Origin of the sequence: Orlajensenia flava, assembly GCF_004801905.1 — a bacterium.
In the GTDB taxonomy this organism is placed as follows: Bacteria; Actinomycetota; Actinomycetes; order Actinomycetales; family Microbacteriaceae; genus Orlajensenia; species Orlajensenia flava.
Genome location: NZ_SSSN01000009.1, coordinates 97,782 through 111,866, shown reverse-complemented (window position 1 = coordinate 111,866; position 14,085 = coordinate 97,782). Strand labels below are relative to the sequence as shown.

The following is a 14,085-nucleotide window of genomic DNA, read 5'->3' as shown; positions in this document are numbered from 1 at the left end:
GCATCGCCCATCTAGGAGGAATAGACATGGTTACTCTCGATCCCGCCGCCGACTACTACACGTTGATCAACACCTTCGCCGTAGAACCGGATCAGGCTGAGCAGCTGCTGGACGAACTGACTCGCGCAACACGCGAGCAATTTCACAATCAACCGGGCTTCATATCCGCAAGCCTGCACCTCGATGTCGACCGCAATCACGTTGCCAACTACGCCCAGTGGCGCAGTCGAGCCGACTACGAGGCGGCGACGCAGAACGCGGACGTCAAGGCCCACATGGCGCGAGCCGCGCAGGTGGCGAAATCGTTCGATCCGATCTTCTACGAGCTTCGCGAATCGATCGAAGCCGACTGACCCCCCCCCGCAAGCACCGCCCCGGCATTCGATTGCCCGGGCTCGCCTCGGCGAGCCCGGGCAGGCGAGGTTGGCCGTGGCATCCAGACAAATCCACGCGGCTCGAATCAAGGCCGCGGCTACACCGTCGGTAGCGGGGGTCGAGCGGTGCGAGTGCACCGCGCGACCGCTCGTCTTCCCGAGCGATGCCGGGCGCGCACGCGGACTTGATTGGTAAAAGATCGCGGTCGTTGCTTGACGGGGGTGGCTACGACTAATAGCTTGATGCTAGACATCGTAGCTTTTGGAGGCAGTTGTGGTCGAGTACATGAGCATCGGCGACGGAACCATCGCGTATGACATCAGCGGGGTCGGACCGCTCGTGGTTCTCGCCCACGGCATGGGTGACAGCCGGCACTCCTACCGGTTCATCGTGCCCGAGCTGGTTGCTGCCGGTTATCGGGTCGCCAACGTCGACATCCGCGGCTGCGGAGACTCGAGCGTGGGCTGGAAAAGCTATGAGCGCACCGATATCGCCGGCGACGTGGTGGCCCTGGTGCGTCATCTGGGGGGCCCTGCCGTCGTCGTCGGGCAGTCCATCAGCGGTGGCGCTGCGACGATCGCCGCGGCGGATGCACCCGAGGACATTGCTGGCGTCGTGGAGCTTGCACCATTCACCCGCAAGCAGTCATTCGACCTGGTGGGCATCCTCCGGAACAAGCGCGTTCGCCAGGGGACAACGCAGCTCGCCAAGGTCATGATGAGCGGCAGTCTGAAGGGATGGATGGGATACCTCGACGTCGCCATCCCCGCCAAGCCCGCCGACTGGAGCGATGACCGCGCACGCATCGAGACCGCACTGAGTCGGCCCGAGCGGATGGCAGTTCTCCGCACCATGCTCAAGACATCCCCGGCGGACGCCGGGGCGAAGCTGGCAGGGGTGCGCTGTCCGGCTCTGATCGTCGAGGGCAGTGCCGATCCGGACTGGGTCGATCCGGGCGCCGAAGGGTCGAAGATCATCGTCGATCTCCCCGGCGGAATCGGCGAACTCGTCGTGATCGACGGCGCCGGCCACTACCTGCATCGAGAGGTACCCGCGAAGGTTCTCGCTGTCGTGCTGCCGTTCCTGCGCAGGTCGCTCGCCCCCTCCACGAACAATGCCTAGAGCGGGATTGATCGGTGCGTCCGTCACCGAGGCTGCGGCGCAGGTGGCGGACGAAATCAGTCCGGCTCCACTGAGGATGAGTGTCGTCGCCGAGCGTCTCGGGGTGAAGGGTCCCTCGCTCTACAAGCACGTCGACGGCCTCGATGACCTGACCCGCCGTGTCGCGATTCTCGGCGTAGCCGAGCTCGGCGATGCACTGAGGGAAGCGATGCAGGGACGGGCCGGCAGGGATGCACTCGCCGCCGCCGCGCAAGCCATCCGCACCTATGTGAAGCAGCACCCGGGACGATACGCCGCGACGATCGGACTCGGCCCTACCGAGGGGGATGACCCGGTGGCTGTCGAGCTGGACCGGACGCTGAGTTCCTTCGGCGCAGTCCTGCGGGGTTACCGGCTCGACCCCGATGCAGAGATCCACGCGATCCGTATGCTGCGCAGCGCGCTCCACGGCTTCGCGACCCTGGAAGTCGCCGACGGCTTCCAGATGAGCGCCGACATCGATGACAGCTGCAGGTGGATGGTCGACTTCATCGATCGCGGCCTCCGCGCTGCTGAAACATCGTGAGCGGCACGAACGCCGCTCGCTCGCCAACCCGCAGGCCGCCCGGCCACGATGTCGTTCGCGGCAGTCTCCGCTTCGCGGCCGAACTCACCGCCATGGTCGCGACAGCGTGGGCGCTCTGGCCCGTTTCCATCCCCCTTGCCATCGCAGCGGCCGTCGTTCTGATCGCACTACCAGCAGTGTTCAGCACTCCCGGCGACCGCCCAGGCGGCGGCGGGCCGATCGCCGTCCCAGGGGTAGTCACCATCCTCTTCGTCGTGATCGATCTGGCCGCGGCAACCGTGGCCGCGTGGGTTGTCTGGCCCTGGTGGCTCGCCATAGCGGTCACTATTCTGTGCCTCGTGGTGATCGGTACCGAGCAGACACGATGGAAGGCTCTGATCGGCACCGACTGGAGACAGCACACGAACGGGTGAGCCGACGACGTCGGTACCCCAGCTCCGGACGGCCTGGCTCCGCACCAGCCTTTCCATCACTGCCCCCCGGTGCTCGGACAGGCGTACTCGCACGACACCCATTTCGCCTCAGCCGCTCCCCAAGCCCTCCAGCATGAGGTCGAGTCGACCGAGCAGGTCGGCTTCAACAGCATCCGGGATGCCACCAGTCGTCGCCGAACGGAGCATGCTCCACCGGGTTGATCGGCCTCCGGATAGACGCCGCCTTCGGGCGACCGCGTCCCACGGGAACTCGCGAAGACGCGACTCCGATGCACGAGGGCGCCGCTGAATCGTTACACGGGCGGGCGCTCCTCGGTAGGATTCGTCGTGAAGGGGAGGGTCGCCCATGGCGGTGAGCGTGCGGGACGTCGCTGCGGCGGCATCCGTCTCGGTCGGAACCGTCTCGAACGTGCTCAATCGGCCAGACAAGGTGGCCTCTGAGACAGTGGCCCGCGTGCATGCTGCCATCGCCGAGCTGGGGTTCGTGCGAAATGACGCCGCGCGTCAGTTGCGCGCGGGCAAGAGCCGTTCCATCGGCATGGTGGTACTCGACGTCGGAAACCCCTTCTTCACCGATGTCGCCCGAGGCGCAGAGGATCGAGCGGCCGAGGCCGGCCTCGCACTGCTGCTCGGCAACAGCGACGAGAAGGCCGAGCGCGAGGCGACCTACCTCGACCTGTTCGAGGAGCAGCGAGTGGCTGGAGTGCTCATCACGCCGGTCGGTGAGGATCTCACCCGGCTCGACCGCCTCCGTCGCAACGGCACTCCCACCGTGCTCGTCGACCATCAGGCCGATCGTGATGGCTTCGCGTCCGTCGCCGTCGACGACGTCGCTGGCGGCTACCTCGCCGTTCGTCACCTGCTCGACACGGGAAGGCGCCACATCGCCTTCGTCGGTGGCCCGCACACACTCCGTCAGGTGGTGGATCGTCTAGCCGGTGCACGCCGGGCGATCGCAGAGGTGCCCGGCGCGCTCCTCGAGCTCGTGGGAACGGATGCGCTGACCGTGCTCCAGGGCCGTTCCGCCGGCGCGACCCTCCGCGAGCGTGACGTCACCCGTCGGCCCGAAGCGGTGTTCGCCGCGAATGATCTGCTCGCCATGGGCGTGCTGCAAGCCCTTACGATGGTCGGCGACATCCGCGTCCCCCATGACATCGCGCTCATCGGCTATGACGACATCGCCTTCGCCCAGGCGGCCGTTGTGCCGCTCTCGAGCATCCGTCAGCCGGCCGCGCTCATCGGCTACACCGCGGTCGACCTCATGCTGCAAGCGAGCGATTCCGAGACGGATGCCGCGGGCGAATCGCAGAAGGTCCTGTTCCAACCCGAGCTCGTCGTGCGCGAGTCAACCTCGCCAGCCTCCACCTGAGACGATCGACGCTCGGCGAGATCTGGCGGCGCGACTAGACCTCGCGCGGCTGCGATCCCGATCGGGACTGCTCGTGTGCGGCGAACCGGTCGGCAGTGCTGGCAACCGGATCGGCGAGGTCATCGCCACCTGGTCGGAGAAGTCGTCGGGGTCGGGACGTACCGCCTGGAGTGCTCCCGTCGGCAGGGCTTCCGCGTCGCCATCGGCGATGGCCTCCGTCGCGGCCGACCAGGCCACGCCGAAGCGCCAGCGCGACGCCGGCAGCCGAACCAGGCGTGCGCCTCGCGCGAAGACCAGCCAGCCCAGCCCGATGGCGAACGCGGCGTAGCCCGACACTGATGCGACGCCGAGCGCCCACCGCGGACCGAACGCGTCGGCGACCCAGCCGACGATCGGGGCGCCGATGAGGGTTCCGCCCATGAGGGTCGCGGTGTAGAGCGACATGACGCGCCCGCGCACCTCCGACGGGGTCGTGGTCTGCACGTAGCCGTTCGCGGTCGTCAGGAGAGTGACCGAGCTGAACCCGATGAGGATCGTCGACGCGGCGAAGGTGCCGTAGGTGGGCATGAGCGAGGCGATCAGAGCCGCCGTTCCGAATGCCCCGGCCCCGATGAGCACCACCCGCAGACGCGCTCGCTCGCGTCGGGCCGCGAGCAGCGCCCCGGTGAGCGATCCGATCGCGAGTACCGAGGAGAGGATGCCGTACTCACCGGCACCCTCGCCGAACATGACGGCCATGGTCGAGGAGAAGATCGGGAAGTTGAGTCCGAACGCCCCGATGAGGAAGACGATCGAGATCACCACGACGAGGTCGGATCGACTGCCGACATAGCGGAACCCCTGCACGAGCGGATTGCCCGTCCTGACGGGTCGCGGCCGGTGCGCGAGTTCGCCGGTGCGCAGGGCGAGAAGCGCGCCGATCATGGCGACGAAGGTGAACGCGTTGATGAGGAACACCCATCCCGAACCCACCAGCACGATGAGCCCGCCGGCGACGGCGGGTCCGATGAGGCGGGCCGTGTTGAACGAGGCGGCGTTGAGGGCGACGGCGTTGGAGGCGTCCTTGCCCGCGACGACGTCCGACACGAAGGTCTGGCGTGCTGGGGCGTCGAAGGCGTTCGTGATTCCGAGAGCGAGCGCGAAGCCGTAGACGTGCCAGAGCTCCGCGTGGCCGCTGAGCAGCAGTAGACCCAGTCCCGCGGCGAGCAGCATGAGCATCGTCTGGGTCACCAGGAGCAGCCGGCGCCGGTCGAAGCGGTCGACCACCGCTCCCGTCAGCGGCACGAGCAGCAGCTGTGGGCCGAACTGCAGTGCCATGGTGGTGCCGACCGCGGCGGCGTTGTTGTGGGTGAGTTCCGTCAGCACCACCCAGTCCTGTGTGGTCGATTGCATCCACCCGCCGACGTTGGAGATGAGGGCACCGAAGAACCACAACCGGTAGTTGTAGATGCGGAGACTGCGGAACATCACTGGTCGGCGAACCTCGCCATGATCTCGGTGGCACGCGCGAGCGCGACATGGTCCTCATGGGAGAGCTCGTTCAGGCGCTCGGTCAGCCAGGCATCGCGCTTCGACACCGTGCGCGTGACGACGTCGGTGCCGGACGCGGTGATCTCGATGTTGGTGCGACGCCGGTCGGCGCTGTCCTCGCTGCGCATGATGAGACCGGCCTCCTCGAGGCAGTTGACCGTGCGGTTCATCGACGGCGCCGAGACCCGCTCGCGCTCGGCGAGCGCCGAGAGGGTGTGCGGGCCGAAGCGGCTGAGTGCGCCGAGCACGGTGAACTGGGCATCGGTCACCGAGTCGTCCGACTTGTGCGTGCGCAGTCGGCGCGCCAGTCGGAAGGTGGCCAGCCGCAGCTGCGAGGCCTGTCCGGGAGTCGTCATCAGAATACTTAGCCTAGCTCATTAGTGTTGCTAAACAAATCCTATACCGCTTGGCGCTCCCGCCATGCTGAGGTGACGGTAACTGTCGCACCGTTGCGCTCAGAACCGACAGTTTCCGTCATCTCGGCAGGCGGGTGGCTCTACCGAGCGGGACGGGCCGCCGGCTCGACGAATGCCGGCTGCGTCGACAGAATGATGCCTGAGCGTGCTGCACGCCACCATCGGCCCCGACGCCTGTCGGAAACACCGTCGTAACCGATCGCTGGAAGGCTTCCTGCATGGCGAACCTGTTCGAGGGCTACGGATCCGTCGCCACCCGGCGCTCCGGCGCGTCGCCGTGGGACGAGATGTTCGACGCCATCGGCGACGAGGCGTCGCCGCGAACCGCGTACGCCGACATCCACCGGGCTCTGGCGCAGATGACCCAGGATGAGCTGCGCGGTCGAGCCGACGCGCTGGCGAGCTCCTACCTCGCGCAAGGCGTGACGTTCGACTTCGCGGGGGAGGAGCGCCCGTTTCCGCTCGACGCGGTCCCGCGCGTCATCGAGAGCGATGACTGGAACCTCGTGCAGAGCGGCGTGCAGCAGCGCGTCCGTGCTCTCGAGGCCTTCCTGTCCGACGCCTACGGACACCAGGCCGCCGTGCACGACGGCGTCATCCCCGCCGCGCTGATCTCCTCGTCCAGCCACTTCCACCGTCAGGCCGCCGGCATCGTGAGCGCCAACGGCGTGCGCATCCAGGTGTCGGGCATCGACCTCATCCGTGATGAGAACGGCGCCTGGAGGGTGCTCGAAGACAACGTGCGCGTGCCGAGCGGGGTGAGCTACGTCATCTCCAACCGTCGCGTCATGGCGCAGACGCTGCCCGAGCTGTTCACCTCGATGAGCGTGCGGCCGGTGGGGGATTATCCCGCTCGGCTGCTGCACGCGCTGCGCGCCAGCGCCCCCGAGAGCGTGGACGACCCCAACATCGTGGTGCTCACGCCCGGCGTCTACAACTCCGCCTATTTCGAGCACACCCTCCTCGCCCGGTCGATGGGCGTGGAACTCGTCGAGGGTCGCGACCTGTTCTGCTCGGGCGGCCGCGTGTGGATGCGCACGACATCCGGCCCCACCCGCGTCGACGTCATCTACCGGCGAGTCGATGACGAGTACATCGACCCGCAACAGTTCCGGCCCGACTCGGTGCTCGGCTCGCCCGGCATGCTGCTCGCCGCGCGGCTCGGAAACGTGACCATCGCCAACGCGGTCGGCAACGGGGTGGCGGATGACAAGCTGGTGTACACCTACGTGCCCGACCTCATCCGGTACTACCTCGGCGAGCACCCGATCCTGCCCAACGTCGACACCTGGCGGCTCGAAGAGCCCGAGGCGCTCGCCGAGGTGCTCGACCGCCTCGACGAGCTGGTCGTCAAACCGGTCGACGGGTCGGGCGGCAAGGGACTCGTCGTCGGCCCGGACGCCTCCCGCGACGAGCTCGACGCCCTCCGCACGCGTCTCGTCGCCGACCCGCGCGGGTGGATCGCGCAGCCGGTCGTGCAGCTCTCCACCATTCCCACCCTCGTCGACGACGGGATGCGCCCGCGGCACGCCGACCTGCGTCCCTTCGCGGTGAACGACGGCGACGAGGTCTGGGTGCTGCCCGGCGGCCTCACCCGCGTCGCCCTCCCCGAGGGCGAACTCGTGGTCAACTCCAGCCAGGGAGGCGGCTCCAAGGACACCTGGGTCCTCGGTCGGCGGGGGACGGTCGCCATCACGGATGCCGCGGGCATCGTCGCCGATCAGGCCACCATCGGCGCCGCCGCGGTCGTCTACGACGCCATGGCCGCACCGGGCTCGTCGCCGCAGGACAACGGATCCGTCCGCCAGCAGCAGGAGCAGCAGCAACAGCAGGCCGAGCGGTCGGCATCCGCGCTGTCGTCATTCGCCCTGTCGACGGCCGCTCTGCCGACGGCCGCTCTGCCGACGGCCGCTCTGCCGACGACCGCTCTGCCGACCACTGCTCCGCCGACGACCGGGGAGGCCGACGGATGCTGAGCCGCATCGCGGAATCGCTGTTCTGGATCGGCCGCTACATCGAGCGGGCCGACGGCACCGCCCGCATCCTCGATGTGCACCTGCAGCTGTTGCTCGAGGATCCGTGGATCGACGAGGACACCGCCTGCCGCTCGCTCGTCTCGGTGATGGGCGGCGAGGTGGACGATGACGTCACCCTCAGCAGGTCATCCGTGCTGACCATGCTGGCCGTCGACCGCGACAACCCGGCATCGATCGCCTCGTCCATCAATGCCGCCCGCGAGAACGCCCGCCGCGCCCGCGAGATCATCTCGACCGAACTGTGGGAGTGCCTCAACACCACCTACACCCGCACGCCCCGGCGCATCGCCGGCGACAAGTCGCACGAGTTCTTCCGCTGGGTGCACGAGCGCACCGCCCTGGCGATCGGGGTGACCGAGTCCTCGACCAGTCGTGACGACCCGTGGCTGTTCTTCGCGCTCGGACGCGCCATCGAACGCACCGACATGACCGCACGCCTGCTCGCCACCCGGTCGCTGACCGAGGCCAGCGGCCCGAGCTGGACCACCATCCTCCGCAGCTGCGGCGCATTCGAGGCGTACCTGCGCACCTACCGCGGGGCGCCGTCGGCGCGCAACGCGGCCGAGTTCCTCCTGCTCGATCGGCTGTTCCCGCGCTCGGTCATGTTCGCGGTGAGCGCCGGGGAGCAGTACCTGCGGGCACTGGACCCGTCCAACGACCGCGTCGGCACCCGCGACGCGGCATCCCGGATGCTCGGCCAGGTCCGCGCCGAGCTGGATTACCGACCCATCGCCGAGACCATTGCCGATCTCCCCGACCAGATGGAGGAGCTGCAGGTGCAGATCAGCGGCGTGAGCGAGGCGATCCGGCAACGCTACTTTCCCACCAGCGCCGTGCCGATCTGGATCGGGGAGAACTCGTGAGCCGCATCCGCATCGTCCACCGAACGGGGTTCAGCTATGCGCAGGCCGCCAACGCGTCCTACAACGAGGCGCGGATGCTGCCGTGGCACGGCGACCGCCAGTTCGTCCTCTCCTCGGAGCTCGCCATCGAGCCGACGGCGCACCAGCACTCGTACATCGACTACTGGGGCACGCGGGTGAGCACCTTCGAGGTGCTGCATCCGCACACCGAGCTCTCCGTCACCGCGACGAGTCTCGTGGAGGTCTCGCCGGGCAGCCATCCCTCCTCGTCGATGGGATGGGAGGAGCTCGCCGCCCTGCGCGACACGGCGACCCTCTATGTGGAGCAGAGTCGGCAGACCTTCCGCACGCAGCCTCCGGACGAGGTGGAGGCACTCGCGGCGGAGGTCGCGTCGGGATACGACGACCCGCACGAGACGGCGATGGCGATCTGCGGGGCGATACGGGAGCGCATCGACTACATGCCCGGCGTCACGGCCGTGACGACGACCGCCGAGGAGGCCTGGGGCGTCGGCAAGGGCGTCTGCCAGGACATCGCCCACGTGGCCATCGGGGCGCTCCGCTCGGTCGGCATTCCCGCGCGATACGTGTCGGGCTACCTGCATCCGCGGCCCAGCGCAGCCGTCGGCGAGACGGTCACGGGCGAATCGCACGCCTGGGTCGAATGGTTCAGTGGCAGCTGGATGGGGTTCGACCCCACCAACCGCATCGAGATCGGCGAGCGCCACGTGCTGGTCGGGCGCGGGCGGGACTACCGCGACGTCTCACCGCTCCGTGGCGTCTACGCGGGTACCAAGGCGAGCGAGCATTTCGTGAAAGTGGAGATCACGCGCGAGGCGTAACCCGGTGCGCCGCCGGTCGCGGACACCTTCGCCCCCCATCAGTGCCATAACGCGCATCCACTCGCGCGTCCGTGCCATAACGCGCATCCCGCATCCCGCATCCGTCACCGCAGCGACGGTCGTGTCCAACGCCTGACCAGAAGTGCAATAACGCGCATCAGCTCGCGCGTCCGTGCCATAACGCGCATCCGGGAGAGGTGGCGCCCGGTCCTCACCGGCTGCGCCCAGCAGAAGTGCCATAACGCGCATCCCGAGTCGTGGATGCGCGTTATGGCACTGTGGTCCACTCAGGACGACGTGATGTTGTTGAGCGGCCGACCGCCGACGGCCGACCACCCGAACCCCCGCACACGCCCCGCCGTGCGCCAGAATGAGCGCATGACCATCGAGGCTCGCAGCTACGTCGACGCCGAGGGCGTGCGCATCCACTTCGACGTCTACTCCGCACAGAACCCCCGCGGTGTCGTCCAACTGGTGCACGGGGTCGGGGAGCACGCCGGTCGCTATGGCCACGTCGCCGGCGCACTGACGGATGCCGGATTCACCGTCTACGCGGCCGATCAGCGGGGGCACGGGCGCACCGGCATGGAGCAGCACGGGGGAGACGCCACCCAACTCGGGCGGCTCGGCCCCGGCGGACTCCGCGCAACCATCCGAACGGCGTCGCAGCTCACGGGCATCATCCGCGACGAGAATCCCGACTCGCCCGTCGTGCTGCTCGGCCACTCGTGGGGATCCTTCGTCGCTCAGATCATGCTCAACCGGCACGCGTCCGACTTCGCCGCCGCCGTCCTGACCGGCACGGTCTACCGCTGGCCCGGCTACATGTACTCCGGGCCGCTCAACAAGCGCCACCAGCATCTCGGCACGACGGGAGCCGAATGGCTGAGCCGCGACGCCGCGGTGTCGCAGGCGTTCTTCGACGACCCGCTCACCACCAACGAGTCGCTGCAGAAGCTGTTCGGGCTGACGGATGCCGCACGCCTGCTCGGCCGACCGTCTCCCGAGATGGCCGATGTGCCGATCCTCATCCAGGTCGGCTCCGACGACATCCTCGGAGCAGAGCGCAGCGCGCTCAAGCTCGTCGACGCCTATCGTCGCCGCGCCGGCATCACCGACATCGAGCTGATCGTCTACGAGGGCGCGCGGCACGAGGTCTTCAACGAGACCAACCGTGACGAGGTGCTCGCCGACACCGTCGGGTGGTTGAGCGAGCGCATCCCCGCGTAGCAGGCCTTGGTGAGATGACCCCTTGACAGGGGACACGATCGCGGCCACGCTGGTCTTGATCCGGTCGAGAGAGCGCTCTCACATCTCGCTCGCCCTGACGCTCCGTTCACAATGACGTCGAACGCGGTCGACGTAGACCCTCGGGAGAAGCGCATGCCCAGATCGATACCTGCCCGAGCAGCACGCCCGCTCGCTCTCACGGCCGTCGCGGTCGCCGCCCTCGTGGCGGCCGGGCTGTCGCCACTTCCGGCCTTCGCGGCGAACGATGTGCTCGGGGATGGCACGACGCTCTACGCCGACCCGCACTCGACGACCCTCGAGGCGGCGAGCGGCCTGAACGGTGAGGCGCGATACGACGCCCAACTCCTCGGCAGCTTCCCGAGCGCCACGTGGCTCACGAAAGGAACGCCGGCGGAGGTGCAGCAGGCCGCATCCGTCACCGCGACCGCCGCCACCGCGGCCGGCCAGGTGCCCACCTTCGTGGTCTACGACCTGCCCTACCGCGACTGCTCGCAGTACTCGGCCGGCGGCGCTGCGGACACGGCGGCATACGAGGCGTGGATCGACGGCGTGGCTGCCGGCATCGGCTCGGCCAAGGCGGCGATCATGCTCGAACCCGACGGGCTCGGCATCATCCCGTGGTACACCACGAACCAGAACGTGAAGGAGTGGTGCCAGCCGGCGGATGCCGATGCCGCGACAGCCGCCGCGGATCGATTCGCGCAACTGAACTACGCCGTCGACGCCCTCACGGCGCTGCCGAACACCGCGGTCTACCTCGACGGAACCCACAGCGGCTGGCTGAGCGTGGGAGACATCACCGACCGCCTCGTCAAGGCCGGGGTGGCGAAGACCGACGGGTTCTTCCTCAACGCGTCCAACTACGTCACCACCGACCGTCTGACCAAGTACGGCACCTGGATCAGCGACTGCCTCGCTCTGACCACCTCGGTGAGCTGGTGGAACGCCGGCTGGTGCGCCAGCCAGTACTACCCGGCCGACCCCAACGACTTCTCGACGTGGACGGCGACCGACGACAAGTACGCCACCGACATGGCCGGCGCCGGCCTGGTGCAGGATGCAGCGACGCAGAAGCACTTCGTCATCGACACCAGCCGCAACGGCCAGGGAGCGTGGTCGCCGCCCGCATGGAACGGTGACATCGAGGCGTGGTGCAACCCGCCCGACCGCGGAGCCGGGCTGCGCCCGAGCACGTCCACGGGTAACCCGTTCATCGACGCCTACCTGTGGATCAAGGTCCCCGGCGAGAGCGATGGCCAGTGCTATCGCGGCACCGGCGGCCCGACCGATCCCATCCGTGGCATCGAGGACCCGGCAGCGGGTCAATGGTTCCCGCAGCAGGCCCGGGAGCTGATCGCCTCGGCGTCGCCCACGTTCGCACCCGTCGGCTGCCACGTCGCGTACTCGGCGACCAAGCCGCTGTTCGGCGTCTTCGCCGGTGGCATCGCCATCACCAACCTCGGCCAGGCCCCGCTGAAGTCGTGGACCCTCAGCTGGAACTGGGCGGGCAGCGAGAAGCTCGTGACCGTCGTGGGGGGTGTGAAGAGCCAGGCCGGTGACGCTGCCGCCATCACGTCGGGCAGGCTCACTGGATCGGTGAAGGCAGGCGGCAAGACGGCCGTCGCCTTCCTCGCGAAGGGCGCATCGACCCGTGTCGAGCCGTGGTTGTTCCGCGTGAACGGACAGCCCTGCTCGTCGGACTGAGACGGAAGCGGGTCCCGAGGAGGGGCGCTGTGCTCCGCCTCGGCTGCGGCGGGAGCGCCTGACGCAGCGCGCGCCTCGATCGCGCGACCGGTCGACCTAGGCTGGATGTCATGCACGGTGAATACAAGGTGCCCCAGGGCAAGCTCGTGGTGGTCGACTTCGAGGTCGAAGGCGACGCGTTCGCCGACTTCCGGCTCGCCGGCGACTTCTTCCTCGAGCCCGACGAGGCGCTCGCCGCCATCGACGGTGCCGTCAACGGGCTCTCGGTCGAGACAGATGCGACCGCCATCGGCCGCGCGATCACCGCTGCCCTCCCGGCTGGAACCACCATGCTCGGCTTCTCCGCCGAATCGGTGGCCGTGGCCATCCGTCGCGCCCTGAGGAGAGCCACGAGCTGGCGCGACTACGAATGGGAGCTCGTGCACGCGAGGGCCGTGAGCCCGGCGACGCACCTCGCGCTCGACGAGGTCCTCGCCATCGAGGTCGGCGCCGGCCGCCGCAAGCCGACGCTGCGCATCTGGGAGTGGGACACCTCAGCGGTCGTCATCGGCAGCTTCCAGTCGGTGCGCAACGAGGTGGATCCGGATGGCGCGGCCCGCTTCGGCTACGACGTCGTGCGCCGCATCTCGGGCGGCGGCGCGATGATGATGGAGAAGGGCGCGGTCGTCACCTACTCCCTCTACGTGCCGAGCGAGCTCGTGCAGGGCATGACGTTCGCCGAGTCCTACGCCTTCCTCGATTCCTGGGTCATCGACGCCCTGCGCTCCCTCGGCGTCGACGCCAGCTACCAGCCCCTCAACGACATCACCAGCCCGACGGGCAAGATCGGGGGTGCGGCGCAGAAGCGTCTCGCCGGCGGCGGCATCCTGCACCACGTCACCATGAGCTACGACATGGACGGTGAGGTGATGACCCAGGTGCTGCGCATCGGCCGGGAGAAGATCAGCGACAAGGGCATCGCGTCGGCGGCCAAGCGCGTCGACCCCCTGAAGAGCCAGACCGGCCTTCCGCGAGCGGCCATCATCGAGCGGATGGAGGAGGTCTTCACCGCGTTGACCGGAGCCGTGCGTGGCGACATCACCGCCGACGAGTACGAGCAGGCTGAGGAGTTGGTGCGCACCAAGTTCTCCACTGAGGAGTGGCTCACCCGCGTTCCGTGACCGAGCGACCGACATCCGTCGTGCCGGCTCGGAGCCCTGTGGCATCGCTCCGTCACCGACGGGACACGGCGGCCGCATAGGATACCCAGATGAACTGGTGGATCGTCGGGGGCATCGTCGCGCTCGTTCTGCTCATCTGGCTGGCCTCGAGGCTCGGCTGGATCGACCTCAGCAACAAGACCCGCAGGGGTGGCCCGATCGGCAACGCGTTCGGCGTCGTCGACGAGGTCTTCGCACCGCACCGGCACGAGATCGAGGTGCAGCGCGAGAAGGAGGCGGTGCTCCCGGTCGAGAAGCCGATCCCGGGCGACGGCGACCTGGGCATCGCGGCGATCGCCGAGTCCGATCCGGATGCCGCGCCCGACGAGCGCTTCGACGGTACCGTCCGCATCGACGTATGACCGCTTGAGGCCGTCGA

At 68.4% G+C, this 14,085-nt stretch carries 14 protein-coding genes; 12 read left to right on the top strand and 2 right to left on the bottom strand.

Annotation, left to right across the window (positions count from 1 at the left end):
- Positions 1-26: 26 nt before the first annotated feature.
- From E6C70_RS12210 to E6C70_RS12190, 5 genes are all read left to right on the top strand, one after another.
- Positions 27-353, top strand: a complete 327-nt coding sequence (locus tag E6C70_RS12210; protein ID WP_136424820.1) for an antibiotic biosynthesis monooxygenase family protein — start codon at positions 27-29, stop codon at positions 351-353.
- 307 nt (positions 354-660) lie between these two features.
- Positions 661-1,497, top strand: a complete 837-nt coding sequence (locus tag E6C70_RS12205; protein ID WP_235833436.1) for an alpha/beta fold hydrolase — start codon at positions 661-663, stop codon at positions 1,495-1,497.
- A 43-nt stretch (positions 1,498-1,540) separates the two neighbouring features.
- Positions 1,541-2,062, top strand: a complete 522-nt coding sequence (locus E6C70_RS12200; RefSeq protein ID WP_235833435.1) for a TetR-like C-terminal domain-containing protein — start codon at positions 1,541-1,543, stop codon at positions 2,060-2,062.
- Positions 2,059-2,475 carry a hypothetical protein gene (locus E6C70_RS12195; RefSeq protein ID WP_136424817.1) on the top strand — a complete coding sequence of 139 codons (417 nt, stop codon included), beginning with the start codon at positions 2,059-2,061 and terminating at the stop codon, positions 2,473-2,475. The genes E6C70_RS12200 and E6C70_RS12195 overlap by 4 nt, the downstream gene beginning before the upstream one ends.
- Before the next feature lie 367 nt (positions 2,476-2,842).
- Positions 2,843-3,865, top strand: a complete 1,023-nt coding sequence (locus tag E6C70_RS12190; RefSeq protein WP_136424816.1) for a LacI family DNA-binding transcriptional regulator — start codon at positions 2,843-2,845, stop codon at positions 3,863-3,865.
- Here the strand turns inward: E6C70_RS12190 and E6C70_RS12185 are convergent.
- Both E6C70_RS12185 and E6C70_RS12180 read right to left on the bottom strand, forming a co-directional pair.
- Complete coding sequence (locus tag E6C70_RS12185; RefSeq protein WP_136424815.1) at positions 3,842-5,332, bottom strand: MFS transporter; 1,491 nt, start codon at positions 5,330-5,332, stop codon at positions 3,842-3,844. The genes E6C70_RS12190 and E6C70_RS12185 overlap by 24 nt on opposite strands.
- Positions 5,332-5,751, bottom strand: a complete 420-nt coding sequence (locus E6C70_RS12180; RefSeq protein WP_136424814.1) for a MarR family winged helix-turn-helix transcriptional regulator — start codon at positions 5,749-5,751, stop codon at positions 5,332-5,334. Before E6C70_RS12180 ends, E6C70_RS12185 begins: the two co-directional genes overlap by 1 nt.
- Before the next feature lie 278 nt (positions 5,752-6,029).
- On the opposite strand from E6C70_RS12180, the gene E6C70_RS12175 reads away from it, so the two are divergent.
- From E6C70_RS12175 to E6C70_RS12145, 7 genes are all read left to right on the top strand, one after another.
- Positions 6,030-7,787 (top strand): circularly permuted type 2 ATP-grasp protein, encoded by a 1,758-nt coding sequence (locus E6C70_RS12175; RefSeq protein WP_136424813.1) that lies wholly within the window; start codon positions 6,030-6,032, stop codon positions 7,785-7,787.
- The gene (locus tag E6C70_RS12170; RefSeq protein ID WP_136424812.1) at positions 7,781-8,710 is read left to right on the top strand and encodes an alpha-E domain-containing protein; all 930 of its coding nucleotides are present in this window, start codon (positions 7,781-7,783) and stop codon (positions 8,708-8,710) included. Before E6C70_RS12175 ends, E6C70_RS12170 begins: the two co-directional genes overlap by 7 nt.
- Entirely contained in the window at positions 8,707-9,552 is an 846-nt protein-coding gene (locus tag E6C70_RS12165; RefSeq protein ID WP_136424811.1) for a transglutaminase family protein, read from the top strand. The genes E6C70_RS12170 and E6C70_RS12165 overlap by 4 nt, the downstream gene beginning before the upstream one ends.
- Positions 9,553-9,930: 378 nt before the next feature.
- Complete coding sequence (locus E6C70_RS12160) at positions 9,931-10,782, top strand: alpha/beta fold hydrolase (protein WP_136424810.1); 852 nt, start codon at positions 9,931-9,933, stop codon at positions 10,780-10,782.
- Between the two features lie 153 nt (positions 10,783-10,935).
- On the top strand, positions 10,936-12,507 hold the full coding sequence (locus E6C70_RS12155; protein WP_168770945.1) for a glycoside hydrolase family 6 protein: 1,572 nt from the start codon (positions 10,936-10,938) through the stop codon (positions 12,505-12,507).
- Between the two features lie 110 nt (positions 12,508-12,617).
- The gene (gene lplAB, locus E6C70_RS12150; RefSeq protein ID WP_136424808.1) at positions 12,618-13,667 is read left to right on the top strand and encodes a lipoate-protein ligase LplAB; all 1,050 of its coding nucleotides are present in this window, start codon (positions 12,618-12,620) and stop codon (positions 13,665-13,667) included.
- Positions 13,668-13,756: 89 nt separating this feature from the next.
- Complete coding sequence (locus E6C70_RS12145) at positions 13,757-14,068, top strand: hypothetical protein (protein ID WP_136424807.1); 312 nt, start codon at positions 13,757-13,759, stop codon at positions 14,066-14,068.
- The last annotated feature ends 17 nt before the right edge of the window (positions 14,069-14,085 follow it).

Excerpts from the sequence above, each read along its gene's own strand:
- E6C70_RS12210 (WP_136424820.1), top strand. The coding sequence starts at position 27 with ATGGTTACTCTCGATCCCGCCGCCGACTACTACACGTTGATCAACACC.
- E6C70_RS12205 (WP_235833436.1), top strand. The coding sequence starts at position 661 with ATGAGCATCGGCGACGGAACCATCGCGTATGACATCAGCGGGGTCGGA.
- E6C70_RS12190 (WP_136424816.1), top strand. The coding sequence starts at position 2,843 with ATGGCGGTGAGCGTGCGGGACGTCGCTGCGGCGGCATCCGTCTCGGTC.
- E6C70_RS12185 (WP_136424815.1), bottom strand. The coding sequence starts at position 5,332 with ATGTTCCGCAGTCTCCGCATCTACAACTACCGGTTGTGGTTCTTCGGT.
- E6C70_RS12180 (WP_136424814.1), bottom strand. The coding sequence starts at position 5,751 with ATGACGACTCCCGGACAGGCCTCGCAGCTGCGGCTGGCCACCTTCCGA.
- E6C70_RS12175 (WP_136424813.1), top strand. The coding sequence starts at position 6,030 with ATGGCGAACCTGTTCGAGGGCTACGGATCCGTCGCCACCCGGCGCTCC.
- E6C70_RS12170 (WP_136424812.1), top strand. The coding sequence starts at position 7,781 with ATGCTGAGCCGCATCGCGGAATCGCTGTTCTGGATCGGCCGCTACATC.
- E6C70_RS12160 (WP_136424810.1), top strand. The coding sequence starts at position 9,931 with ATGACCATCGAGGCTCGCAGCTACGTCGACGCCGAGGGCGTGCGCATC.
- E6C70_RS12155 (WP_168770945.1), top strand. The coding sequence starts at position 10,936 with ATGCCCAGATCGATACCTGCCCGAGCAGCACGCCCGCTCGCTCTCACG.
- lplAB (WP_136424808.1), top strand. The coding sequence starts at position 12,618 with ATGCACGGTGAATACAAGGTGCCCCAGGGCAAGCTCGTGGTGGTCGAC.
- E6C70_RS12145 (WP_136424807.1), top strand. The coding sequence starts at position 13,757 with ATGAACTGGTGGATCGTCGGGGGCATCGTCGCGCTCGTTCTGCTCATC.